The following is a 24,258-nucleotide window of genomic DNA, read 5'->3' as shown; positions in this document are numbered from 1 at the left end:
TCAGTCGCGGGCTGCGTTCCACTGCAGGTCGCCGCGCGGCCGATGCTGGTCACCGACGCGTCGAGTGTAGCCAACGCGGTTGAAGAACTCCAAGATCTGGATGCTGCGCTTGCGGCCCAGGCCGATGGCATCGCGGAAGGTGGCCGCATCCACCGTGCCGGTGGCCTGCGACAGCTGCGCGACGATCGCGGCCAGCTCGGCAATGCGGGCCGGTGCATAGAACAGGTCCGGCACTACCTGGAACAGTTCGCCACGCGCGGTAGCGCGGCGCAGGACGGCGCGGACCTCGTCTTCGGCCAGACCAACGTCGGTGGCCAGCGTGCGCACCCACGGTGGATCGAAGCGACCGGCGTGCAGCTGCGGCAGCACGCATTCGAGCAGAAGTCGTTCGCGTTCCGGTGGCGCATGGTCATGGCCGGGCAGGCGCCACCAGGCGCCCACGCGCTGCACGCTGCCGTCGTCCAGCAGGCCTTGCAGCAGGGCATTCCACAGGCTCGCTGCAAGCGCGGGCAGCGTACTGCGCTGCAGGCGCCCGCTATCAACACCGGGCTCGTCCGGACGTCGCTCGTGCCAGCTGCGCAGCGACGTGATCACCTGTTCGCGAAGCGCCTGCCAGTGCGAAGCAAGGATGACCACCGTGTCTTCGTGGGTGACGATGCGCCGCGTGCCCGCAGGAAGATCGATCCGGTCGGCCGCGCGCCGGCAGTAGCGTTGCAGGGCGGCCATGGCTATGCCGAAGGAAGCCTGCTGCAACAGCGGGCCGATTCCCGCACCTGTGGCCAGCTGCTCCAGTGCGCCCAGCCAGGCGAGCCGTGCCTGGCTGCGCCGGCGCCGCTGTGGCGGGTCCGGATCGAGCACGATGCCACCACCTAGCGTGCGGATGGCCGCTGAATCACGGGCGATGAAGCGATCACCGCACATCGCGCAGACCGGTGCATCGAACACCAGTTGCACCAACTGTCCGTCGCCGTGATCGACGTCCTCCAGCAGCACCACATGGGCCTGCCGGTGCATCGTGCCCCAGTGGATGTGCAGCGGCGCCCAGTCGCGCAACGGTGTTGCCAGTGCGGAAAGCCGCAGGCGTACGTCGACGCGACGGGTCGCCAGCAGGGCGCGCGGGTCGGCGATCCAGTCGCCACGGTGGATGTCGTCGCGGGCGATGGCAGCCAGGTTCAACGCACAGCGCTGCCCGGCCATGGCGTGTTCGCTGGCCTGGTTCTGCGCGTGGATGCTGCGTACGCGCACGTCAGTGGCGGCCGGCATCAGCTGCAGATGCTCACCCACGGCAGCGATGCCGCCGTGCACTGCGCCGGTCACCAGCGTGCCGTGGCCGGCCAGCGAGAACACGCGGTCCACCGGCATGCGGAACAGCTCGCTGCGCAGTTCGGCCTGGCGCGTGTTGGCGTTGTCCGACGCCCACGCGTGCAGCTGGGTACGCAGCGCGTTGATGCCAGAATCGTCTGGTGCGGTGCTGTTGCAGGCGAATACGGGGGAATCCTGCAGCGGCGTTCCGGCCAGCAGCGCGGCGATCTCGATCTCGACCCGGGCGATGCGCGCGGCGTCCACGCGGTCGATCTTGGTCAGAGCGACTGCACCGCGATCCACGCCCAGCAACTGCAGGATCGCCAGGTGCTCGCGAGTCTGCGGCATCACACCGTCGTCGGCGGCGATCACCAGCAGGGCGACATCGATGCCGGTGGCGCCGGCCACCATCGTATGCACGAAGCGTTCATGGCCCGGCACATCGACGAAGCCCAGCGTCGCCTCGGCACTCCCGCCGCCTGTGCTTTCCACCGGGACATAGGCATAGCCCAGCTCGATGGAGATACCGCGCGTGCGTTCTTCCTGCAGGCGATCGGTTTCGATGCCGGTCAGTGCGCGCACCAGGCTGGTCTTGCCATGGTCGATATGCCCGGCGGTGCCGACGATCATGCCTGCAGCGTGCTCCATTGCGCGAGGAAGGCGGCTTCGTCGGTGGGTTCCAGGCAGCGCAGGTCCAGCCACAGCGCGTCATCGGCAATGCGGCCAAGCACCGGCCGCGGCAACTGGCGCAAGCGCTTGGCCAAGCGATCCAGCCCGCCGCGGCGCGCGCTGGTAACGCGCAGTCCGGCGCTTGCCAGCTGCGCCTGTGGCTGCGCGCCGCTGCCGATCTGGCTGTACATCGAGGCCCGTTCAAGCGCGTAGCCGGCGGCCAGCGACGCGCGCATCGGCTGCAGCAGGCGGTGTGCCTGCTCGTCGATGTCATCCCGCAGGCGCGAAAGGCTGCGCAGGGTCGGCAGCCGCAGTGCCAGCCGTTCCGGTTCGCGGTACAGGGCCAGCACGGCTTCCAGCGCGGCCAGGCCCATCTTGTCCATGCGCAGCGCCCGCTTGAGCGGGTTGCGGTTGATCCGTGCGATCAGGTCGGTGCGGCCGGCGATGATGCCGGCCTGTGGCCCGCCCAGCAGCTTGTCGCCACTGAATGAGACCAGGTCGGCACCGGCCGCCAGTGTTTCCTGCACGGTCGGCTCGTGCGGCAGGCCGAAGGCCGCCAGATCGCACAGGCTGCCACTGCCCAGGTCCACCACCAGCGGCAGGCCGTGCTCGTGCGCGATCGCAGCCATCGCCGCAGTGTCGACCTTGGCAGTGAAGCCGGTGATCGCGTAGTTGCTGGCATGCACTTCCATCAGCAACGCGGTACGTGCGCCGATGGCATGGGCGAAGTCGGCCGGGTGGGTACGGTTGGTGGTGCCCACTTCCAGCAGTCGCGCGCCGGCGCTGCGCATCACATCGGGAATGCGGAAGGCACCGCCGATCTCCACCAGTTCGCCGCGCGACACCACCACCTCGCGGCGGTTGGCCAGGCTGTTGAGCAGCAGCAGGACCGCCGCCGCATTGTTGTTGACCACGGTGGCGGCTTCGGCGCCGGTCAGTTCGCAGACCAGCGCCTGCACCCGTGCATCGCGGTCGCCGCGGCGGCCGCGGATGATGTCGAATTCCAGATCGACCGGCGCTGTCATCGCGCGGGTGACCGCCTGCACGGCGGCATCGGGCAACAGCGCGCGGCCCAGGTTGGTGTGCAGCACGGTGCCGGTCAGGTTGAACATCGGCTGCAGCTCCAGGCGTGCGTCGGCCGCCAGTGCGGCGCCGAGCGCCGCGACCAGCGACGGGCCGTTGATGGCCTGTTCGAGGCGTTCGGCCGAGAGCTGCGCGGCGCTGATACGGTCGCGTAGTTCCTGCAGGTGCGCGCGCAGCAGTTGGGTGATGCGGCTGCGGCCGTGGCGTTCGATCATGGCCGACAACGCAGGCAGGCGCAGCAGCCGGTCCAGCGAAGGCAGGGCGGCGGCCGATGCCGGCGTGGCGTGCGTGCGTGGCATAGGTCAGTCGCCGTCGGATTGCCACAGCAGCGGGTTCTGGCTGGCGCGCGCATAGCCTTCCTCGGCCAGCAGCAGGTCCAGCGCCAGCGTGCCGAGGTCATCGGCCACCGGCTCCAGTGACGGATCTTTCTCCAAGTACAGGATCTTGCGATAGCTGTGGCAGTGGTCGCAGGTCTCGGCGCGCACCGCACTCTCGCGCACTGCCTCGCCGCTGTCACCGTCCACCTCGGCCAGGGCGCGATAGGCAATGTCCTTGCCGGCGGCGCCGCACTGGCTGCACTGCACGCGCACGTAATGCCACTGGCAGGCACACAGCGAGCACGACAGGTAGCGATAGGCGGCGTAGGGCGGGCGCGCCTGCACCACGCTGGCCACCGGCAGCGTGCCACAGAGCGGGCACAACTCTGGCGCATCGGCCAGCGGCTTCAGGTCGGTCGGATGGAAGCTGGCGGCGAGCACCGCCCAGTACACCTGCAGCGCGTTCATCACCAGCAGCGCAGCGACGGCGTCGACCGAGGGCGCGTCATCGCGTTCCAGCACCGCATGCGCCTGTGCATCCAGCCACGCATCATCAGCGGCGGCGACGCGCTGTAGTTCCTGCCGGGTTTCCACAGGCAGCCCGGTTTCGTCGGCACAGTGCCGGCACAGGGTGCGCAGCCAGTCGCGCCAGCGCCCATCCAGTTGCAGTGTGTTGGCCGGCCGCAACGGCATGCCGGCGCTAGCCGCCGCGCTCGACTGCTGCGCGCGCGCCTGTGCCTGAAGCCCCTCGCGTTGCTGCGGCGTCAACTCATCCAGCAGTGCCTGCTGCGCATCGGCCAGCGCCGCCAGCAGCTGCAGGTAGCCACCGATGGCACTGTGCGCGGCCAGGCTGCGCAGGCGTGCCGCGCGCGTAGCGAACAGTGACCCGGTATCAGGCAGGATGATGCGCGGTACATCGCGCGAGGCGAGCGTCTCGATCTCACCGGGTTCAAGGATGCGTTGCGCCATGTAGGGCCAGCCAGAAGAACCAGGCTCCATCCTCGCTGTTGTCGGCGCTGGCGTCCAGCGTGTTGCCGGCCATTTGAAAGGTTGGGGTCAGATCCGTTTTCCACAGGAAAACGGTTCTGACCCCATCGGTTGGTTGAAAGTGGATCCCGAGCGTTGGTCGGGATTCGATCAGTGCCGACCAACGGTCGGCACCCACCGACAGATCGCGGCCAACTGTCGAAGGCGGGGTGGGTCCGGTTGCGGGAGCGTGAGCCGCATGGATGCGGCGACCGAGCTTACATGGGTGAGGGCGCTTTGCTTGCGAAGCACTGCTTCGCAAGCGCCCGAACGCACAGCCGCCAGCGGCTGGGCCGGGCCCCGGAGGGGTATTTGCAGCGTCTCCCGCAACCGGATCCACCCCGCCATCCCACGGATAGCCGCTGTTGCTGTTGCCTTGGCTTGAAGCAGGTGCAGGGCCGCAGGCCCTGCAGCTACCCCTGTTCCCGCCGCCCGCGCAGGATGTCCCGGAACCACTGTCGGTGGTGCTTGTACGCCCACCCATAGGTCACCTTGCCCTGGGTCATCGCCCGCACCGACCCCTTGATCCAGATCGCCGCATAGATGTGCACCACGATCGCGCAGATCAGCACCCAGCCGAACAACGCATGGGCGAGCACCGAGAAGCGGATCACCCCGATCGGGAAAAAATGGCTGAAGTACTGCCGCCAGATCACGAAGCCGGTCAGCAGCAGTGCCGACAGGCAGCCGATGATGGCCCAGAACAGCAGCTTCTGGCCGGCATTGAAGCGACCGACCGGCGGCAGCTTTTCATCCTCGTTGCGCAGTACATCGCGCATGCCGCGCATCCACGCGCGGTCGTCGGCGGTCGGCAGATTGTCGCGCCACATGCGCAACGCCAGCAGCGCAAAGCCCACCACCATGGCCAGGCCGATGAACGGATGCAGGATGCGCGTCCACGGTCCGCCACCGAACAGCTGGGTCAGCGGGAACAGGGCAGGGTGGAACAACGCCAGCCCGGACAGCGCGGTCAGCACGAAGCAGATCGCCACGATCCAGTGGTTGATGCGGGTCGGCGCGCGGTAACGGATGATCTGCCGCGGGTGCGGGGCGTACTTCATGGCCGCTGCTCCTCTTCGATCTTCTTCGCCTCGTGCTCGGCTTGTTCTTCTTCCTCGTCATTGACCGTGTTGCGGCCGATGCCGATGTAGTGCAGGAAGCCAGCAAAGGCCGTGGCGGCGATCGCCAGCACGCCCAGTGGCTTGGCTACGCCCTTCCAGACTTCCACCATCGGGCTGATGCGCGGGTCCTTGGGCAGGTCGGCGTAGAGCTCGGGCTTGTCCACATGCTGCAGCACGTACATCACGTGGGTACCGCCGACGCCCTGCGGGTCGTACAGGCCGGCGTTTTCATAGCCGCGTGATTTCAGGTCTTCCACGCGTCCGGCGGCGTGCTCGGTCATCGCCTGTTTGCTGCCGAAGGTGATCGCCCCGGTCGGGCAGGTCTTCACACAGGCCGGTTCCTGGCCGACCGCCACCCGGTCCGAACACAGCGTGCACTTGTAGGCCTTGTGGTCCTTCTTGGAGATGCGCGGTACGTCGAACGGGCAGCCGGTCACGCAGTAGCCGCAGCCGATGCAGTTCTCTTCCTGGAAGTCGACGATGCCGTTGGCGTACTGGATGATCGCGCCGGGCGACGGGCAGGCCTTCAGGCAGCCCGGGTCGCTGCAGTGCATGCAGCCCTCCTTCCGGATCAGCCACTCCAGCTTGCCCTTCTCGTCCTCGTACTCGCGGAACTTCATCACCGTCCACGACTGTTCGCTCAGGTCGGGCGGGTTGTCATAGCTGCCAACGCAGCTGCCCACTTCGTCGCGCAGGTCGTTCCATTCCATGCAGGCGACCTGGCAGGCCTTGCAGCCGATGCACTTGCTCACATCGATCAGCTTGGCGACCTGGCCGGTGTGCGCGCCCCGCGCCTCCGGCGAGGGCGTGGTGGTGGCCGAGCGGCGGATGATGTCCAGCGATTGCAGTGGCATGGCGTGTCTCCTACACCTTCTCGACCTTGACCAGGATGCACTTCGACTCGGGCGTCTGCGAGTTGCCGTCACCGATGGCATTGGTCAGCGTATTGGCGATATATCCGGGCTTGGCCGCACCGAGGAAGCCCCAGTGGATCGGCACGCCCACCTGGTGCACGGTCTTTCCATCGATCTGCAGGGCCTTGATCCGCTTGGTCACCATCGCAACGGCTTCGATATGGCCACGCTTGGAACTCACGCGCACGCGGCTGCCGTTGGTGATGCCCAGCTCGTCGGCCAATGCCGCACCGATCTCGACGAACTGCTCGGGCTGGATGATGGCGTTGAGCTTGCCGTGCTTGGTCCAGAAGTGGAAATGCTCGGTCAGGCGGTAGGTGGTGGCCACATGCGGGAACTCGTCCGGCGAACCGATCTGTGCACGGTCGCTGGCGAACACGCGTGCCGCGGGGTTGTTCAGCGTCAGGGCCTGGCCGGGGCTGAGCGGATTGCTGCGCAGCGGGGTATCGAACGGTTCGTAGTGCTCCGGGAACGGGCCTTCGGCCATGCCGGCCTTGGCGAAGAAGCGGGCGATGCCTTCCGGGTTCATGATGAACGGGCCCATCCCGCCGGCAGGATCTTCATCGGCCTTGAAGTCCGGCACGTCCACGTTGCCCCAGTTCTTGCCGTTCCAGGCCAGCAGCGTGCGGCGTGGATCGAACGGTTGGCCAGCCACGTCGCACGAGGCGCGGTTGTACATCACGCGGCGGTTGGCCGGCCACGCCCAGGCCCAGCCCAGCGTGTTGCCGATGCCTGTCGGGTCACTGTTGTCACGCCGCGCCATCATGTTGCCGGTCGGGCCCCAGGCGCCGATGTAGATCCAGCAGCCGGAGGACGTGCTGCCATCGTCGCGCAGCTCGCCGAACGCGGCCAGTTGCTCGCCGGCCTTGCGCACCAGCTTGGTCGGGTCCTTCGGATCGAACACGTCGGCCAGCGCCTTGCCGTTGTATTCCATCGCCAGTTCTTCCGGCGTCGGCAGCTCCGGGTTGGAATACTTCCAGGCCAGGTCGCGTACCGGCTCCCACCACGCACCGCCATCCTTCTCGTACATCGCTTTGATGCGATGGAACAGCTCGGACATGATCTCGATGTCGCTGCGCGCTTCGCCCGGCGGGTTGGCCCCCTTCCAGTGCCACTGCAGCCAGCGCGAGGAATTCACCACCGCGCCGTTCTCCTCGGCGAAGGAAGTGGTGGGCAGGCGGAACACTTCGGTCTGGATCGTGCTCGGGTCGACGTCGTTCAGTGCGCCGTGGTTCTGCCAGAAGGCGATGGTCTCGGTTTCCAGCGGATCCATGCTGACCATGAACTTCAGCTTGGAGAACGCACTGATCAGCTTGCCCTTGTTCGGCGCCGAGGCCAGAGGATTGAAGCCCTGGCAGATGTAGCCGTGGATCTTGCCCTCGTTCATCAGCTCGTACGCCTGCAGCATGTCGTACGGCTTGTCGAGCTTGGGCAGGTAATCGAAGCACCAGTTGTTGTCGGCGGTGGCGGCATCGCCCCACCACGATTTCATCAGGCTGACGTGGAACTTCGGGTAGTTCTGCCAGAACGACATCTGGTTGGCGCGCAGGGGCTTCTGCGTGCGCTTGGCGATGTAGGCGTTGTAGTCCTGCTCATCCTGTTTCGGCAGCGTCAGGTAGCCGGGCAGCAGGTCGGACATCAGGCCGATGTCGGTCAGGCCCTGGATGTTGGAGTGCCCGCGCAGCGCGTTCATGCCGCCACCGGCCACGCCGATGTTGCCCAGCAGCAGCTGCACCATGGTGCCGGCACGCACGTTCTGTGCGCCGATCGAGTGCTGCGTCCAGCCCAGCGCGTACAGGATGGTCATCGCCTTGTCCTTGCCGGCGGTGGACGCGATCATGTCCCACACCTGGCGGATGCTGTCGGCCGGCGTGCCGCAGATGCGCTCGACCATCTCCACGGTGTAACGCGCGTAGTGTTGTTTCAGCAGGTTGTAGACGCAGCGCGGATCCTTCAGCGTCGGGTCGCTGCGCACGAATCCATCGTCACCGTAGGCATAGTCCCAGCTGGAACGGTCGTAGCTGCGCTTTTCTTCGTTGTAGCCCGAATACAGGCCGTCCTTGAAGGCGAACTCGTCCTTCACCAGGAACGACATGTCGGTGTAGTTCAGCACGTACTCGTGCTGGATGCGGTCCTCGGTCAGCAGGTAGTTGATCAGGCCGCCCAGGAACACGATGTCGGTACCGGTGCGGATCGGCGCGTACACATCGGCAACCGCGGCCGAGCGGTTGAAGCGCGGATCGACCACGATCAGCCGGGCCTTGTTGTGGGCCTTGGCCTCGGTCACCCATTTGAACCCGCACGGATGCGCCTCGGCGGCGTTGCCACCCATGATCAGGATCAGGTCGGCATTCTTGATGTCGACCCAGTGATTCGTCATCGCACCACGGCCTAGCGTCGGGGCAAGACCTGCCACCGTCGGGCCGTGTCAGACACGTGCCTGGTTGTCGAATGCCAGCATGCCGAGGGAGCGGACGACCTTGTGGGTCAGCACCGCGGTCTCATTGCTGGTGGCCGAGGCCGCCAGCATGCCAGTGGTCAGCCAGCGGTTGACCGTCTGCCCTGCTTCGTTCTTCTGCACGAAGTTGGCATCGCGGTCTTCCTTCATCAGCCGCGCGATGCGGTCCAGCGCATCGTCCCAGCTCAGCCGCTTCCACTCGTTCGAGCCCGGCGCGCGGTACTCGGGGTAGAGCAGGCGCGACTTGCTGTGGATGATGTCGGCCAGGCCGGCACCCTTCGGGCACAGCGTGCCGCGGTTGACCGGATGGTCCGGGTCGCCCTCGATGTGGAAAATGCTCGGCTCGGCGTTCTTGGCGCCATCGCCGAGGCTGTACATCAGGATGCCGCAGGCCACCGAACAGTAGGTACAGGTGTTGCGGGTCTCGGTCGCGCGGGTCAGCTTGTATTGCCTGACCTCCGCGAGCGCGATGCCGGGCGCGAAGCCCATCAGTGCCAGGCTGGAGCCGACCAGGGTTGTCCCGGTCACTTTCAGGAACTGGCGGCGGCTCATCGATGGCATGCCGTTCTCCTGGGATGGCGGGGAGGCGCAGGCCTCCGGGCTGTCGTTGGGTACGGGCCGGTTATAGCACAGGCCCCCGGATGCCCATGTGGCACAAGGCGCGGCGCCTGCCGGACGGGCCCGGAAAGGGCCTGCTCTGGTAAAGTTGCGTGCCCGCCCCCTGGGGAAGCGTCTGCCGGGCCTGGTTCCAGGATGTTCCGCGCAGCCCCCGCCGTCCTGGCGCGATCCTCCGCGCCGGATCTGGAACACCGAGGAAAAATTTTGCGAAATCAACCAATTGGGTTCCGCGCATGAGCGCCCCGTCGAAGCCGTCGGACGCCGTTGCGCGCGGCACGCTGTACATCGTGGCCGCCCCGTCCGGCGCCGGCAAGAGCAGCATCGTCAATGCCACCCTGGCCCGTGACCCGCAGATCGCCCTGTCGATCTCCTTCACCTCGCGCGCGATGCGCCCCGGTGAGGTGAACGGCCAGCATTACCACTTCGTCAGTGCCGAGAAGTTCGAGCAGATGATCGCCGCCGGCGACTTCTTCGAGCACGCCTGGGTGCACGGCGACTGGAAGGGCACGGCCCGGCAGTCGGTGGAGCCGCAGCTGGCCGCCGGCCAGGATGTGCTGCTGGAGATCGACTGGCAGGGCGCGCAGCAGGTGCGCCAGCTGGTGCCGGGCACGGTCACCGTGTTCATCCTGCCGCCGTCCAAGCAGGCCTTGCAGGACCGCATGCGCAAGCGCGGCCAGGACAGCGAGGCGGTCATCGCCCAGCGCCTGGGCGCGGCCCGCGATGAAATGCTGCACTTCAACGAGTTCGACTACGTCATCGTCAACGAGGTGTTCGACACTGCCGTGGACGAGCTGTGCGCCATCTTCACTGCCAGCCGCCTGCGCCGGGAGGCCCAGAAGGTCCGCCACGCCGGCCTGATCCAGGCGCTGCTGACCCCCGATCCGGGTGCAACTGACTGATTCCAAAAGAATCGGGTAGGGGTTGGCTTGATTTTGTCCAGCCCCTGCCAGTACACTCCGTCCCCCTTTCCCTCATTCGACTGAGCGGCCGACCGGTCGCCGGGAGCCCGTATGGCCCGCATCACCGTAGAAGATTGCCTGGAAGTCGTTAACAACCGTTTCGAACTGGTCATGATGGCTTCCAAGCGTGCCCGTCAGCTCGCCAACGGCGTGCAGGCCACGCTGGACAACAGCGAGACCGAGGACAAGCCGACCGTGCTGGCGCTGCGCGAAATCGCCGCCCGCAAGATCGACAACGCCCTGATCGACGAAGTCGAGAAGGCCGAGCGTGAGCGCGCCGAGCGCGAAGCGCTGGAGTGGGCTGCCGCCGAAGTGGTGGCCGACGAAGACATGTCCAAGAACGACGATTGATCGCATCGATCAACGTAATCGTTGGATACACCGAACAGCCCGCCCCGTGCGGGCTGTTTCGCATTCAGGATTTGCCGTAAACGTCGCGCTGGAATAGGCTTCGGGCATGAACCCAGGCCCCACTGCCAAGGTCGCCGCAGCCCCCACTGCCGCCGTACCCGACTACGTCCTCCAGCTCGAACGCGCCGCCCATTACCTGCCGCCGGAACAGCTGCCGCTGTTGCGCCGTGCCTGGGAAGTCGGGGCCTCCGCGCACGCTGGGCAGACGCGCAAGTCGGGCGAGCCCTATATCACCCATCCGGTGGCCGTGGCCCAGGTGCTGGCCGAACTCGGCCTGGACGTGGAAGCGCTGATCGCCGCGATCCTGCACGACACCATCGAAGACACCCCGCTGACCCGCGAGGCGCTGGCCGCCGAGTTCGGCGAAGCCGTGGCCGAACTGGTCGACGGTGTCACCAAGCTGGACAAGCTGAAGTTCCGTGACCGCCAGGAGGCGGCCGCCGAGAGCTTCCGCAAGATGCTGCTGGCGATGTCGCGCGACCTGCGCGTGATCATGATCAAGCTGGCCGACCGCCTGCACAACATGCGCACGCTGGGCGCGCAGAGCCGCGAAGCGCGTGGCCGCATCGCCCGCGAGACGCTGGAGATCTACGCGCCCATCGCCCAGCGCCTGGGCATGAGCCTGGTCAAGAGCGAGCTGCAGAACCTCGGGTTCAAGGCGCTCTACCCATGGCGCCACGCCATCATCGAAAAACACATCCGCAGCCAGCCGGTGGTGCGCCGCGAAGCGATGGCGCAGGTGGAAGTGCAGCTGTCGCAGCGCCTGGCCAAGGAGGGGATCGAGCATCGGCTGATCAGCCGCATCAAGACCCCGTGGAGCATCTACAACAAGATGCGCGACGAGAACAAATCCTTCGACCAGGTGATGGATGTGTTCGGCTTCCGCCTGGTCGTGCGCAGCGTGCCCAGCTGCTATCACGCGCTGGGCTCGGTGCACGCCACCTTCAAGCCGCTGGATGGGCGCTTCCGCGATTTCATCGCCATTCCCAAGGCCAACGGTTACCAGTCGCTCCACACCGTGCTGTTCGGGCCGTATGGCTCGCCGATCGAAGTGCAGATCCGTACCGAGGAAATGGACCTGATCGCCGAACGCGGCGTGGCCGCGCACTGGACCTACAAGTTCGGCGGCGATTCGCCCAACAGCGCACAGAGCCGTGCCCACGCGTGGATCGTCGAGCTGATCGACTCGCAGCGCGCCGCCGGTTCCTCGCTGGAATTCCTCGACAACGTCAAGGTCGACCTGTTCCCTGACGAGGTCTACCTGTTCACCCCGAAGGGCAAGATCCTGGCCCTGCCGCGCAACTCCACCGCGCTCGATTTCGCCTACGCCGTGCATACCGACGTGGGCAACATGGCGGTGGCTTCGCGCGTGGACAAGAAACTGGTGCCGCTGCGCACCAAGCTGGTGTCGGGCCAGTCGGTGGAGATCATCACCGCGCGCTCGGCCACGCCGAAACCGCAGTGGCTGGAATTCGTGGTGACCAGCAAGGCACGCACCGCCATCCGCCACCAGCTCAAGCAGCTGGAGCACGAAGATGCCGTGCAGCTGGGCCACCGCATGCTCGACCGCGCGCTGGAAGCGATGGATTCGTCGCTGGAGCGCCTGCCGAAAGGCCGCTTGGATGCGTTCCTGGCCGAACACCGCTTCCCGCGCCTGGAAGCGCTGCTGGCCGAGGTCGCACTGGGCAACTGGATGCCGACCCAGGCCGCGCAGGCGCTGATGGCCTACGCCGAACTGCGTGGCGGCCCGCATTCGCGCCACCACTCGCAGGAGAAGATCCTGATCAACGGCAGCGAGCGCGGCGTGGTCACCTTCGCCGGCTGCTGCCAGCCGATTCCCGGCGACGAGATCATGGGCTACCACACCGCCGGCAAGGGCATCGTGGTGCACCGCATGGACTGCCCGAACCTGGCCGAGCTGCGCAAGTCGCCCGAGCGCTGGGTGCCGATTGGCTGGGACACCACCGTCTCCGGCGACTACGACACCTCGCTGGTGGTGGAAGTGGAGAACGGCACCGGCGTGCTGGCGCAGCTGGCCGCCGCCATCGCACAGAGCCATTCCAACATCGAACGCGTGGACTACCTGGACCGCGACTTCAACGCCGCCGTGCTGGCGTTCAACATCCAGGTGCGCGACCGCAACCACCTGGCCGAAGTGATGCGCCGCCTGCGCCGCCTGTCGGTCGTGCAATCGGTACGCCGCCAGTAGGTCCTGCGCGTACCGGTAGTGCCGGCCGCTGGCCGGCAACCCATGGATCCGCGACGGCATCGCGATTGCCGGCCAACGGCCGGCACTACCGAGGCGGCGCGGTAGATCCACGCCATGCGTGGATGCACCCCCAGCCGGTACAATCACCGCTCTGTTTTCCCCCAAGCACCGGAGCGACCCATGTCCCGCCAGATCATCAACACCGAAAAGGCCCCCGCCGCCATCGGCCCGTACTCGCAGGCCGTGCGCGCCGGCAACACCGTGTACTTCTCCGGCCAGATCCCGCTTGACCCGGCCACCGGCGACATCGTCGGCGCCGGTGACGTCGAAGCGCAGGCCCGCCGCGCCTTCGACAACCTCAAGGCCGTGGCCGAAGCCGCGGGTGGCTCGCTGGACAAGGTCGTGCGCCTGGGCCTGTACCTGACCGACCTGGGCGAGTTCGCCAAGGTCAACGCGGTCATGCAGGACTACTTCCAGGCCCCGTACCCGGCCCGTTCCACCATCGAAGTCTCCGGCCTGCCGAAGGGCGCCAGCTTCGAGGTCGACGCGGTGATGGTCATCGACTGACCGCCACGTGGCACGCAAGGCGGCGGTCACCCCGGTCCTGTCACCGTCCGGCGAAGCATCCCTGGCGATGCTTGCCGGCGTCGGTCCGGCCGTGGCCGCCAAACTGCAGGCACGTGGCCTGGCCACCCTGCAGGATCTCTGGCTTCACCTGCCGCTGCGCTATGAAGACCGGACCCGGCTGACCCGCATCGAAGACCTGCGCAACGGCGTGCCGGCGCAGGTGGAAGGGCGGGTGGTCGCAGTCGAGCGTGGCATGCGCTACCGGCCGATGCTGAAAGTGGCGGTGGAAGACGAAGGGCAGGGCACCCTGGTGCTGCGCTTTTTCCACTTCCGCCAGCAGCAGGTCGGGCAGTTCGCGGTTGGCACCCGGCTGCGCTGCTTCGGCACGCCCAAGCCCGGCCACCTCGGCCTGGAAATCGTCCATCCCAGCTACCAGGTGCTGGGCCGCAACGACGATCCCGAACTCGGCGACCGCCTCGATCCGGTGTATCCCACCGTCGAAGGGGTCGGCCCGATGACCATGCGCAAATTGATCGGCCAGGCGCTGGACCGCCTGCCCGAGGAAAGCACGCTGGAACTGCTGCCCAACGGTTGGCTCGATGGCCTGGGCCTGCCGCCGCTGCGCAGCGCGCTGCTGACCGTGCACCGGCCACCGCCGGATGCCGATCTGGCCGCGTTGGCGGCTGGTACCCACCCGGCGCAGCGTCGCCTGGCGATGGAAGAACTGCTGGCCCATCACCTCAGCCTGCGTCGCCAGCGTATTGCATTGCAGGCGCACCATGCGCCGCCGCTGGCCGGCCCCGGAAAACTGGCCAAGGCGCTGCTGAAGCAGTTGCCGTTCGCGCTGACCGGCGCGCAGGCACGCGTGTTCAAGCAGATCCGTGAGGACCTTGCGCGGCCCAGCCCGATGCTGCGGCTGGTGCAGGGCGACGTCGGCTCCGGCAAGACGGTGGTGGCCGCGCTGGCCGCCATGCTGGCGGTGGAGCAGGGCAAGCAGGTCGCATTGGCCGCCCCCACCGAGTTGCTGGCCGAGCAGCACCTCAACAATCTGCGTGGCTGGCTGGAACCGCTCGGCGTGCGCATCGCCTGGCTGGCCGGCAAGGTCACCGGCAAGGCGCGCGCCAAAGTGATGGAGCAGGTCGCCAACGGCGAAGCGCAGGTGGTGGTCGGAACCCACGCGCTGATGCAGGAGGCGGTGGTGTTCCAGGACCTGGCGCTGGCCATCGTCGACGAGCAGCACCGCTTCGGCGTGCACCAGCGCTTGGCGCTGCGCGACAAGGGCGCGGGCGGCAACAGCGTGCCGCACCAGCTGGTGATGACCGCCACGCCGATTCCGCGCACGCTGGCGATGTCCGAATACGCAGACCTGGATGTATCGGCCATCGACGAACTGCCACCGGGCCGCACCCCTGTGCAGACCGTGGCCTTGAACAATGACCGTCGCCCGGAACTGATCGAGCGCATTGCGCTGGCCTGCCAGGAAGGGCGGCAGGTGTACTGGGTGTGCACGCTCATCGAGGAAAGCGAAGAACTGGATGCCACCCCGGCGCAGGCCACCTATGAATCACTGCAAGCGCTGCTGCCGGGCGTTCGCGTGGGGCTGGTGCATGGCCGCCTGAAGGCTGCTGAAAAGCTGGCGACGATGGTGGCGTTCAAGGCCGGCGAGATCGACCTGCTGGTGGCGACCACGGTCATCGAAGTCGGTGTGGACGTGCCGAATGCTTCGTTGATGGTGATCGAGAACGCCGAGCGCCTCGGCCTGGCCCAGCTGCACCAGCTGCGTGGCCGCGTGGGCCGCGGTTCGGCGGTGTCGCGCTGCGTGCTGCTGTACCAGGCACCACTCTCGCAGATGGCGCGTGAGCGCCTGCAGACCATGCGCGAAACCAACGATGGTTTCGTCATCGCCGAGAAGGACCTGGAACTGCGCGGCCCCGGCGAACTGCTCGGGACGCGCCAGACTGGCCTGGCCGGTTTCCGCATTGCCGACCTGGCCCGCGACGCTGGCCTGCTGCCCGGCGTGCATGAATTGGCCGAGCGCCTGCTGGCCCAGCAGCCCGCGTTGGCCGATCGCGTGGTGCAGCGCTGGATCGGCACCGCTGTGCGCTACGCCTCGGCGTAGGCACCCCGGGGTCGGAGCCCTTTGCGCAGCAATGGCCTCTGACCCCATTTCCGGGACGCTCATCCACGCACGGCGTGGATCCACTGTAGAGCCGAGCCCACGCTCGGCTGCTGTGCGCGCTGCGCGCGGGAGTCGAGCATGGCTCGACTCTACAGAGAGCTCTTCCCCGCCAGCCGCGGGAAACCCGTTTTTGACGTTGCTGTCGAAGTTGCCGGCCAGCGGCCGGCACAACCGCGGGTGCAGGGCGCAGCCCTGCCAGAACCCCAACCCCCGTACTTGCAACGGTCATCATCCCGGTCCACACTTCGTTGCCGATCTGAAGACGGCAACGATGACCCACAAGATCCCCCTGTTGATCGACACCGATCCCGGTGTGGACGACGCCCTGGCCCTGCTGATGGCCTTTGCCGATGAACGGCACGACGTGGTCGCCCTGACCATCGCCGCCGGCAATGTCGGCCTCGAATACACCGTCCGCAACGCCCTCAAGCTCTGTGACATCGTCGGCCGCCCCGACGTACCGGTGTTTGCCGGCAGCCCGGATCCGCTGCTGCATCCCTCCGTTGACGCTGCCCACGTGCATGGCCGTGATGGCTACGGCGACGTGGACCTGCCGCCGCCGAGCCGCCAGGCCGAGGCCGAGCACGCTGCCCTGGCCATCCTGCGCCTGTCGCACGAACACGCCGGCGAACTGATGCTGGTGATGTTGGGCCCGCTGACCAATCTGGCGCTGGCACTGAAGCTGGACCCGACCCTGCCCCAGCGCATCAAGCGCATCGTGGTGATGGGTGGCGCGGTTACCTGCCACGGCAACATCACCCCGGCAGCCGAATTCAACATCGCCTTCGATCCTGAAGCCGCGCACGTGGTGTTCACCTCGTTCAAGCACCTGCTGGTGTCGGACTGGGAGGCGACCGTTGCCCACGGCCTGCCGCTGGAGGGCGCCGAGAAATGGCTGCAGGCCGATTCCGACCGCGCCCGCTTCTACGAACTGATCTCGCGCAAGACCCGCGCGCTGTCGGAAGATGCCAAGGGCGGCCGCTGGTATACGGCCGATGCGGTGGCCATGGCGTGGGCGCTGAATCCAGAAGGGCAGCTGCAGGTCGAGTCACGGCCGCTGAACGTGGAACTGAATGGCACGTTCAGCCGAGGCGCCACCATCGTCGACTGGAACCGCCAGACCGGCCAGCCGGACAACTGCGATCTGCTGATGGCCTACGACCAGCAGCGTTTCGAGGCCCTGGTGCGCCAGGCCCTGGGCGCGGACTGACCTCGATTGACCGCCACCGGTTGCCCCGAGCGGCAACCGGTGCTTATAATGCCGCTCTTGACCACCAGCCCATTTACGGTGTGAGCCCATGAAGGCCGATATCCATCCGAACTACCGCGACGTCGTCTTCCATGACGTCACCTCCGATTTCAAGTTCCTGACCCGCTCGACCATGGGCACGAAGGAAACCATCCAGTGGGAAGACGGCAACGAATACCCGCTGGTCAAGGTTGAAATTTCCTCTGCTTCGCACCCGTTCTACACGGGCAAGCACAAGGTCATCGACACCTCGGGCCGTATCGACAAGTTCCAGAAGCGCTACGCGCGCTGATCTGTCGATCCAGCTTCGAACCGACGGCCGCGCTCTGCGCGGCCGTTTGTTTTTCCCCAACGCCAACCCAACGGGCGTTTGGATGGACGGAACACTGCGTTCGTGTGACAACGCTTTTGCCGATCCGGGCCGCTCAACGGCCGGTGTCTGGCCACCTGTCGTATACGACTTCCGTCTAGCACCCGACAAATGCTGCTGTGCGATAATGACATGATCCCCGGCACAGGCCGAGGACGTCATTCACGTGCCTGACCAATGCGCTTGGGCAGGCGCCTTCCCATGAAGGAGCGCACACAGTGTCCGATCTTGATCAGGTCACGCTCAACGCCGGCGATAAGTCCGTCGTTCTGCCCGTCATCAAACCCACCCTTGGCAACGACTGCGTCGACATCGCGAAGCTGACCAAGGAAACGGGTTTCTTCACCTACGATTCCGGCTTCACCGCGACGGCCAGCTGCAAGTCCGCCATCACCTACATCGACGGCGACAAGGGCGTGCTGCTGTACCGCGGCTACCCGATCGAACAGCTGTCGGAAAAGTCGAGCTACGTCGAAGTGGCCTACCTGCTGATCAACGGCGAGCGCCCGAGCGCCGAGCAGCTGAAGGCCTTCACCGATGAGCTGACCGCCGAAGCCAACGTCGATGAGTCGATCAACACCCTGATCGGCAGCTTCGCCAAGGATGCCCACCCGATGGCGATCCTGGCGGCCGCGATCGCGCAGCTGTCGGCCATCTACCACGACTCGCTGGACCTGTCCGACGCCGAGCAGCGCCGCAAGGCCGCCGTGCGCCTGATCGCGAAGGTGCCGACCCTGTCGGCGCTGATCTACCGCCACGGCAAGGGCCTGCCGGCCAACAAGCCGGACACCTCGCTGGACTACGTCAGCCGCTTCCTGAAGCAGACCTTCGAGTCCGCTGACGGCCAGTACGACCTGAACCCGGACGTGGTGAAGGCGCTGGACCTGCTGTTCATCCTGCACGCCGACCACGAGCAGAACGCCTCGACCTCGACCGTGCGCCTGGTCGGTTCGACCGGCGCCAACCCGTACGCGTCGGTCGCTGCGGGCGTCACCGCGCTGTGGGGTCCGGCCCACGGCGGTGCCAACGAAGCCGTGCTGAAGATGCTCGAAGAGATCGGCAGCGCCGACAACGTCGAGTCCGCCGTGGTCAAGGCCAAGGACAAGACCTCCGGCTTCCGCCTGATGGGCTTCGGCCACCGCGTCTACAAGAACTTCGACCCGCGCGCCAAGGTCATCGGCGAGATGACCAGCAAGGTGCTCAAGCAGCTGGGCGTGCAGGATCCGCTGCTGGACGTGGCCGTGAAGCTGGAACAGGCTGCGCTGCAGGACGAGTACTTCGTCGCCCGCAAGCTGTACCCGAACGTCGATTTCTACAGCGGCATCATCTACAAGGCACTGCGGATCCCGACCGAAATGTTCACCGTCATGTTCGCCCTGGGCCGTACTTCCGGCTGGGTGTCGCATTGGCTGGAACAGCAGGTCGATCCGGAAATGAAGATCGGCCGTCCGCGCCAGGTCTACACCGGCAGCGACGTGCGCGACTACCAGGGCTGATCGCCCGCAGCAGATTCTGCTGAGAACGCCCCGCATCTGCGGGGCGTTTTTTTTGTGCCCTGATCGGCTTCGGCGGATGGCGACCGCGGAACGTTGGTCCGCACGATAAGAGCCCGCTTCCGGATCTGAACGCGTTCTGACAATGAATGTCGCATTCACATCTTTTCGGATCTATTGCATGGGTATCACGTCGAAGGCGATAGAACCTGTGCGTACTGATCCCTGTATGGAGAACGCCATGAACCGACTGATCGCCATCGCTTTCATCGCCACGCCGCTGGCCCTGCTGAGCCCGCAGGCCTTCGCGCAGTACACCGGGCCGGGGGCAGGGGCCGCTGCCAGCACCGTCGCTGACGCACGTGCGCAGCGCGATGATCATCCGGTGGTGCTGCGTGGCACCCTCACCGCCAAGATCGGTGACGAGCGCTACCAGTTCCGTGATGCCAGCGGCCAGATCGAGGTCGAGATCGATGACGAAGACCTGCCGCCGCAGGCCATCGGTGCCGATACCGTGGTCGAGCTGCGTGGCAAGGTCGACACGCATCGCTTCAAGCCCACCGACATCGATGTCGATCACGTCACCGTCGTGCCTGCAGGTTGAAGCCAACGGTAGCCGAGCGTGGGCTCGGCTCTACAAATTCAATGCAATGAGGTTTGTTGCATTGAACCGATGAGGGAAATTGCATAACCCTCGAACATTGAGCGAATTCAAGAATTCTCCTTAACACTCAGTGTTTTAGGAATGCTTGAATGGCCTGCATGGCAATGGATTTCTAACATTCTCTCCGTCGCCCGCACCCATCCCCGCGGGCGATGCTCCCCTCCCTTTTCTCCTTGGGGAGGGGAGCTTTCATATTCCCCCTTTGTCCGAGAGAGACAACCATGCACGCCATCATCAAGAAGACCGCGCTCGCGGCAGCGCTGGCCACCGCTTCGCTGTCCGCGCACGCGCTGGAAACCAAGATCTCCGTCTATGCCGACGTCGACCCGACCCTGGCACTGCTGCGTGATGACGGCACCCCGTTGCCGGACCTGGTCACGCTGACCCACGATCCGCTGCGCGGCCTGATTCCGGACACGCAGCGCGTGCGCATTCACTCCAATGATGACACCGCGGATATCGAGGCACGCATCGACGGTGCGTTTGCCCTCGCAAATGAAACCGGCACCGTCACCGTGCCGATGACCATCAGCCTCAACAATCGCGCACTGGGTGCCGCCGCCATCGAATACAAGGCAGTCGACCTGTTCACCGGCGCCGGCTCGACCCCGGGCGCCTCGATCTCGATGCCGTTGACCATTGCCCAGGCCACCCCGGCCCCGATCACCACCAAGGGTCGCTACAGCGGCATCGTCAACGTCGTGCTGAACCAGAAGGCGACCTCGCCGTAATCCCCGCGCCGGCCCGGTTCCCGGGCCGGCCGCTTCTCCAGCGGTACCCCCATGACCTCACACGCCCCCGCCGTCACCCGGCTGGCGGTCGCGCTCGCCCTGGCGTTGTCCACTCCGCTGGCGGCCGCGCGCGGCGTCCCGCCCGGTTTCGAAGATCTGGTCGAAGGACAGACCGAACAACTCGACATCCAGCTGTTCGGCCGCTCGGCCGGGCTGTCGCCGGTGCGCGTCACCCTGGAGCATGTGCAGCTGGAAGATCCCGCGCGCGTGCTGCAGGCACTGGACCTGTCCGCCGAGGCGCAGGCCGCGCTGCTGCCGGCACTGTCGCAGCCGCTGCCACGCAACAGCCACCTGGCCTGCCGCTTCGGTGGCGCCGAGGCCGGTTGCGGCTATCTGGATCCCCCGCAAGACCCTGCGGCCGCGCGCGCGCTGTATGACGAAGGCGAGGGCGCCGTGCGCCTGTTCGTGGCGCGCAAGTGGATCGGTGGCGAGCCCGCCGCGGAACGCTTCCACGCGCTCAGCAGCAATGCCGAGAACGCTTTCCTGCACCAGCAGGTACTCAACCTTACCGGTGGGCGCGACTACCAGTCGTTCAGTGCGCGCGGCACCGGCGTTCTGGGCCTGTTCCAGCGGGGCCATATGTCCGCCGACTGGTACTTCACCCAGCAGCGCTACCGCAGCAGCGGTGGCGATGCGCATTTCGAATTCGACAACGTCTATTACCGCCATGACCTGGGCCAGCAGTACTACCTGCAGGCCGGGCGCATGGACCGCCGCAACCTGTCCAGTCCACAGGGCGGCACCTTCGGTTTCAGCATGCTGCCGCTGGACCGCTTCGACGGTGCCCGCGTGGGCACCACCCAGGCTTACGTGGACAGCGATGCTGCCGTGCAGGCCTCGCCATTGACGGTCCTGCTCGCCCGCGATGCGCGCGTGGACGTGTTCGACGGCGAGCGCCTGCTGCAGACCTACTACCTGCAGGCCGGCATCAACCAGATCGATACCCGCAACTTCCCGTTCGGCAGCTACCTGGTGCGCATGCGCATCTACGAGGATGGCGTGCTGGTGCGTACCGAAGAAGCCCCCTTCGACAAGGGCGGTGACTGGACCGACAGCCAATGGCAGTGGTTCGTGCAGAGTGGCCGCCGCAACGAGCGCCGCAGTGACCGCTTCGATGGTGAGCAGGTAACGGTGGCCGGCATGCGCGTGCCATTGGCTCGCGACCTGGCGGCTACTGCGGGCGTCGCCCACCTGGGCGGGCACAGCTATGGCGAACTGCGCGTCGACCTGCGCCGCGTGCTGGCCACGCAGGAGATGCGCGCAACGTTCAGCGGCATGCGCGGCAGCGATGGCAGCCACGGCCAGCAGCATCAGCTGTCATACCGGCGCAAGGCGTCCTGGAACATCTACCAGCAGCGCATGCGTGGCAAGGCCTGCCAGTTCGAGGCCGATGCACGGGACCGCCTGGGCTGCACCAACTCGCTCAGCGGATCGGTCTCGCTGCCGATCGCCGGTGGTACGGCGTACCTGGGGTACACCCGGCGCCAGACCTGGCGCACCGGTTGGAGCCGTCCTGGTGACGATAATCCGTCGGCGCCACTGGATCCGTTCCTGCCGCCGCAACCGCTGCAACCGCACCGTGAGCCGCAGCTCAGCCGCACCTGGCAGGCCAGCTTCAGCCGCAGCCATCGTTGGCAGGATTTCAGCGTCTCCACGCGGCTGGGCCTGTGGCAGCAGCTCAGCCACGACAGTGCCCGCGACACCCGCACGCGCGACCGTGGCATCTACCTCAACGTAAGCTTCACCCGCCTGCAGCGCAGCCATGTTGGCAGCGGCCAGCGCCGCTATGCGGTGGACATGCGCCAGCCGCAGCACCAGCGGCCGGAGATCAACTACAGCGTCGGCCAGAGCTATCGCCAGGAGGTGGACGCGCAGTTGCGTGAGCTGACCTCCGAGCTGCGCGCCAACAACAACGACCGCTACAGCGCATCGCTGGGCGGGCAGCTGCAGAACCGCTACGGACAGACCGGCGCCACCGTGGCGTACTACCAGCAGCATGGCCGCAGCGAGACCGCTTACAGCGGCACGCACAGCTCCGCCTTCGCGCTGGGCCGGCGGGGGGCCTACTGGGGCGCAGGCACCGGCGCCGATGCCGGGCTGGCGGTACAGGTAGCCGCCACCGATGACCTGGACCTTCAGGGCGTGGCGGCCGAACTGCAGGTGAGTGGCGCGGGCCGGCAACGGCTGCAGATCGGCGAGCGCCGGCTGCTGCCGTTGACCGCCTACCAGTCGCACCGTGCCGAACTGCAGGACGCCAGCAACGACACCAGCATGGCCGCCATCCGCGTGAGCGGCGTGGGCGGTGCACGCCCGATGTTCCTGGCCCCGGGGCGGCTGATGCGCATGCCGGTGCCGATCGAAGTGACCTATACCTTCATCGGCACCGCCCGCACGCTTGCCGGCGCGCCGCTGGGCGGCGCCCGCATCCTCAACGCGCCGGTGCCCGGCACCAGCGCCAATGGCGGCTTCGTCGCCGACTTCCCGCGTCGCGAGACAACGCTCTACCTGCTGCAGGACGACCGCCTGCTGCACTGCCCGCTGCAGGTGCGCGAGCGCCGCCAGGTGGTGCTGCTGGTCGGTGCCGTGCGATGCGAACCGCTGGCCGTGGCCCAGCTGCCGGCGGAGATCCGCCAGCAGGCCCGCGTCACCCGGCTGCTGCAGGAACGCGCGCTGATTGCCGCCACGCCCCAGACCGCTGCTGCAGGAGGAACGCCATGAGCCGGCGTTGGATGTTCGTGTTGATGCTGGTGTGTGCGCTGGTGCTGGTGATGCCGCGGGCGTGGGCGCAGTGGCCGCCGGAGACACATCCCACCGATCAGAGCCGGGACATCGTGATGTCGTGGGACCGCTCGGCCGTGCCCGGCGACGTGGAGCTGTGGGCGCCGAGGACGGTGCTGGGGTTCAGTCATGACGTGGCGATGAAGTATGGGCAGATCCATGTTGTGTGTGGGTCAGCGTTGAACTCGACATTTGGAAGGTGTTCGACGGAAGGATCTTTGACTCAGGTTCCAGGCGTTACCGAGATCGACCTGCAGTTCGTCGAGGAGCGGACAGGGTTACGCGCGGAAATACGCGTGCTTGGCTATCTGCAAAGGGCGATGTCGGGACGTGCCTGTGGACTGGACTTCTGGGAGGACATCGATACGCGTCGGATGCTGCACGCCGCATCTTGGTTTGTTTGTACAGTCGATCAACCTCTTGGGACGGGCGCAAAACTGGACTTGCCCGCATCCGAGCTCGCAAGGCTAGTCGCAGGCCACTGGAAGGCCACGATGCGCCTGTACATCAAGGCCGATCCCGCCGCAGCTCCTGTCGCCACCGCCACTTTCAACTTCGATTTCACCGTCACCGACTACGACGCGATCTCGATCTACTTCCCGGCCTTCGACACCATTGCGCCGCTGGTCAACATGGACCTGCGCTACGACCCCATCAAGCAGATGGTGGGCGGCCGCAAGCAGCTGGAGATGTGCCTCTACGACGGCCTCGGCTCGCAGAGCGAGTTCCTCGGCGTCACCGTGCGTGACAGCGGGCCGCGCCCGCCACCCGGCAGCGACTTCGCGGTCTGGCATCGCGATGGTGGCAGCGACGACCGCCAGCGCCTGGACTACCACGTCAGCCTGAACTACGGCGGGCGCGATATCCGCATGCGGCATGGCGTGGAAGAACTGCTGCATGGCATCGACAGCGCCGAACTGCGCCTGGTCATGCTGCCCGGCATCAGCCAGCCGGTCTATTGCGTGCCCACGCCGCTGACATTGCTGACACCTCCCACCCCCGTCGCCAGCAAGCGCCCCGGTCTCTACGAGGGCGAGCTGACGGTGGAACTGCGCGTCCCCACCGCCAAACCCTGATCCC

19 protein-coding genes are annotated in these 24,258 nt (G+C 66.5%); 12 read left to right on the top strand and 7 right to left on the bottom strand.

The window, feature by feature from the left end; all coding sequences use genetic code 11:
• The 7 genes from selB to fdnG form a co-directional block, all read right to left on the bottom strand.
• The gene (selB, locus tag ACM0PB_RS19205) at positions 1-1,932 is read right to left on the bottom strand and encodes a selenocysteine-specific translation elongation factor (protein WP_065179105.1); all 1,932 of its coding nucleotides are present in this window, start codon (positions 1,930-1,932) and stop codon (positions 1-3) included.
• Positions 1,929-3,353 carry an L-seryl-tRNA(Sec) selenium transferase gene (gene selA, locus ACM0PB_RS19200; protein ID WP_374082898.1) on the bottom strand — a complete coding sequence of 475 codons (1,425 nt, stop codon included), beginning with the start codon at positions 3,351-3,353 and terminating at the stop codon, positions 1,929-1,931. The genes selB and selA overlap by 4 nt, the downstream gene beginning before the upstream one ends.
• A 3-nt stretch (positions 3,354-3,356) precedes the next feature.
• A complete protein-coding gene (fdhE, locus tag ACM0PB_RS19195) occupies positions 3,357-4,340 on the bottom strand; it encodes a formate dehydrogenase accessory protein FdhE (RefSeq protein ID WP_065185325.1) in 984 nt (327 codons plus the stop codon).
• Entirely contained in the window at positions 4,321-4,536 is a 216-nt protein-coding gene (locus tag ACM0PB_RS19190) for a hypothetical protein (protein ID WP_134955450.1), read from the bottom strand. Before ACM0PB_RS19190 ends, fdhE begins: the two co-directional genes overlap by 20 nt.
• Before the next feature lie 274 nt (positions 4,537-4,810).
• On the bottom strand, positions 4,811-5,458 hold the full coding sequence (locus tag ACM0PB_RS19185) for a formate dehydrogenase subunit gamma (protein WP_005418959.1): 648 nt from the start codon (positions 5,456-5,458) through the stop codon (positions 4,811-4,813).
• On the bottom strand, positions 5,455-6,372 hold the full coding sequence (gene fdxH / locus ACM0PB_RS19180) for a formate dehydrogenase subunit beta (protein ID WP_053500839.1): 918 nt from the start codon (positions 6,370-6,372) through the stop codon (positions 5,455-5,457). Before fdxH ends, ACM0PB_RS19185 begins: the two co-directional genes overlap by 4 nt.
• A 10-nt stretch (positions 6,373-6,382) precedes the next feature.
• Positions 6,383-9,451, bottom strand: a complete 3,069-nt coding sequence (gene fdnG / locus ACM0PB_RS19175) for a formate dehydrogenase-N subunit alpha (protein ID WP_139727597.1) — start codon at positions 9,449-9,451, stop codon at positions 6,383-6,385.
• Between the two features lie 290 nt (positions 9,452-9,741).
• On the opposite strand from fdnG, the gene gmk reads away from it, so the two are divergent.
• The 12 genes from gmk (at position 9,742) to ACM0PB_RS19115 (ending at position 24,254) form a co-directional block, all read left to right on the top strand.
• Positions 9,742-10,407 carry a guanylate kinase gene (gene gmk / locus ACM0PB_RS19170; RefSeq protein ID WP_005410878.1) on the top strand — a complete coding sequence of 222 codons (666 nt, stop codon included), beginning with the start codon at positions 9,742-9,744 and terminating at the stop codon, positions 10,405-10,407.
• 111 nt (positions 10,408-10,518) lie between these two features.
• The gene (rpoZ, locus tag ACM0PB_RS19165) at positions 10,519-10,818 is read left to right on the top strand and encodes a DNA-directed RNA polymerase subunit omega (protein WP_005410877.1); all 300 of its coding nucleotides are present in this window, start codon (positions 10,519-10,521) and stop codon (positions 10,816-10,818) included.
• Positions 10,819-10,924: 106 nt separating this feature from the next.
• Positions 10,925-13,087 carry a RelA/SpoT family protein gene (locus ACM0PB_RS19160; protein WP_005418955.1) on the top strand — a complete coding sequence of 721 codons (2,163 nt, stop codon included), beginning with the start codon at positions 10,925-10,927 and terminating at the stop codon, positions 13,085-13,087.
• A 180-nt stretch (positions 13,088-13,267) separates the two neighbouring features.
• Positions 13,268-13,654 carry a RidA family protein gene (locus ACM0PB_RS19155; RefSeq protein WP_005418954.1) on the top strand — a complete coding sequence of 129 codons (387 nt, stop codon included), beginning with the start codon at positions 13,268-13,270 and terminating at the stop codon, positions 13,652-13,654.
• Between the two features lie 7 nt (positions 13,655-13,661).
• Positions 13,662-15,773, top strand: a complete 2,112-nt coding sequence (gene recG, locus ACM0PB_RS19150; RefSeq protein ID WP_005418953.1) for an ATP-dependent DNA helicase RecG — start codon at positions 13,662-13,664, stop codon at positions 15,771-15,773.
• 331 nt (positions 15,774-16,104) lie between these two features.
• A complete protein-coding gene (locus tag ACM0PB_RS19145) occupies positions 16,105-17,043 on the top strand; it encodes a nucleoside hydrolase (RefSeq protein ID WP_065179092.1) in 939 nt (312 codons plus the stop codon).
• 88 nt (positions 17,044-17,131) lie between these two features.
• Entirely contained in the window at positions 17,132-17,374 is a 243-nt protein-coding gene (locus ACM0PB_RS19140) for a type B 50S ribosomal protein L31 (RefSeq protein ID WP_005418951.1), read from the top strand.
• A gap of 296 nt (positions 17,375-17,670) precedes the next feature.
• On the top strand, positions 17,671-18,948 hold the full coding sequence (locus ACM0PB_RS19135) for a citrate synthase (protein ID WP_414604616.1): 1,278 nt from the start codon (positions 17,671-17,673) through the stop codon (positions 18,946-18,948).
• 238 nt (positions 18,949-19,186) lie between these two features.
• Positions 19,187-19,549 (top strand): NirD/YgiW/YdeI family stress tolerance protein, encoded by a 363-nt coding sequence (locus ACM0PB_RS19130; protein WP_005418949.1) that lies wholly within the window; start codon positions 19,187-19,189, stop codon positions 19,547-19,549.
• A 281-nt stretch (positions 19,550-19,830) separates the two neighbouring features.
• Positions 19,831-20,340: a CS1 type fimbrial major subunit gene (locus ACM0PB_RS19125; RefSeq protein WP_065185323.1), complete on the top strand. Its 510-nt coding sequence runs from the start codon at positions 19,831-19,833 to the stop codon at positions 20,338-20,340.
• A 51-nt stretch (positions 20,341-20,391) separates the two neighbouring features.
• Positions 20,392-23,118 carry a TcfC E-set like domain-containing protein gene (locus ACM0PB_RS19120; protein WP_414604615.1) on the top strand — a complete coding sequence of 909 codons (2,727 nt, stop codon included), beginning with the start codon at positions 20,392-20,394 and terminating at the stop codon, positions 23,116-23,118.
• Complete coding sequence (locus tag ACM0PB_RS19115) at positions 23,115-24,254, top strand: CblD like pilus biogenesis initiator family protein (protein ID WP_065185321.1); 1,140 nt, start codon at positions 23,115-23,117, stop codon at positions 24,252-24,254. The genes ACM0PB_RS19120 and ACM0PB_RS19115 overlap by 4 nt, the downstream gene beginning before the upstream one ends.
• Positions 24,255-24,258 lie beyond the last annotated feature (4 nt).

The organism is Stenotrophomonas sp. AR029 (genome assembly GCF_047520695.2).
GTDB lineage: Bacteria > Pseudomonadota > Gammaproteobacteria > Xanthomonadales > Xanthomonadaceae > Stenotrophomonas > Stenotrophomonas sepilia.
Note: the sequence above shows the minus strand (reverse complement) of the source record. Positions and strands in the feature narration are given on the sequence as shown.

Bases quoted from the DNA above. Each gene is read 5' to 3' on its own strand.
- selB (WP_065179105.1), bottom strand. From the start codon at position 1,932: ATGATCGTCGGCACCGCCGGGCATATCGACCATGGCAAGACCAGCCTG.
- selA (WP_374082898.1), bottom strand. From the start codon at position 3,353: ATGCCACGCACGCACGCCACGCCGGCATCGGCCGCCGCCCTGCCTTCG.
- fdhE (WP_065185325.1), bottom strand. From the start codon at position 4,340: ATGGCGCAACGCATCCTTGAACCCGGTGAGATCGAGACGCTCGCCTCG.
- ACM0PB_RS19185 (WP_005418959.1), bottom strand. From the start codon at position 5,458: ATGAAGTACGCCCCGCACCCGCGGCAGATCATCCGTTACCGCGCGCCG.
- fdxH (WP_053500839.1), bottom strand. From the start codon at position 6,372: ATGCCACTGCAATCGCTGGACATCATCCGCCGCTCGGCCACCACCACG.
- gmk (WP_005410878.1), top strand. From the start codon at position 9,742: ATGAGCGCCCCGTCGAAGCCGTCGGACGCCGTTGCGCGCGGCACGCTG.
- rpoZ (WP_005410877.1), top strand. From the start codon at position 10,519: ATGGCCCGCATCACCGTAGAAGATTGCCTGGAAGTCGTTAACAACCGT.
- ACM0PB_RS19160 (WP_005418955.1), top strand. From the start codon at position 10,925: ATGAACCCAGGCCCCACTGCCAAGGTCGCCGCAGCCCCCACTGCCGCC.
- ACM0PB_RS19155 (WP_005418954.1), top strand. From the start codon at position 13,268: ATGTCCCGCCAGATCATCAACACCGAAAAGGCCCCCGCCGCCATCGGC.
- ACM0PB_RS19145 (WP_065179092.1), top strand. From the start codon at position 16,105: ATGACCCACAAGATCCCCCTGTTGATCGACACCGATCCCGGTGTGGAC.
- ACM0PB_RS19140 (WP_005418951.1), top strand. From the start codon at position 17,132: ATGAAGGCCGATATCCATCCGAACTACCGCGACGTCGTCTTCCATGAC.
- ACM0PB_RS19130 (WP_005418949.1), top strand. From the start codon at position 19,187: ATGAACCGACTGATCGCCATCGCTTTCATCGCCACGCCGCTGGCCCTG.
- ACM0PB_RS19125 (WP_065185323.1), top strand. From the start codon at position 19,831: ATGCACGCCATCATCAAGAAGACCGCGCTCGCGGCAGCGCTGGCCACC.
- ACM0PB_RS19120 (WP_414604615.1), top strand. From the start codon at position 20,392: ATGACCTCACACGCCCCCGCCGTCACCCGGCTGGCGGTCGCGCTCGCC.
- ACM0PB_RS19115 (WP_065185321.1), top strand. From the start codon at position 23,115: ATGAGCCGGCGTTGGATGTTCGTGTTGATGCTGGTGTGTGCGCTGGTG.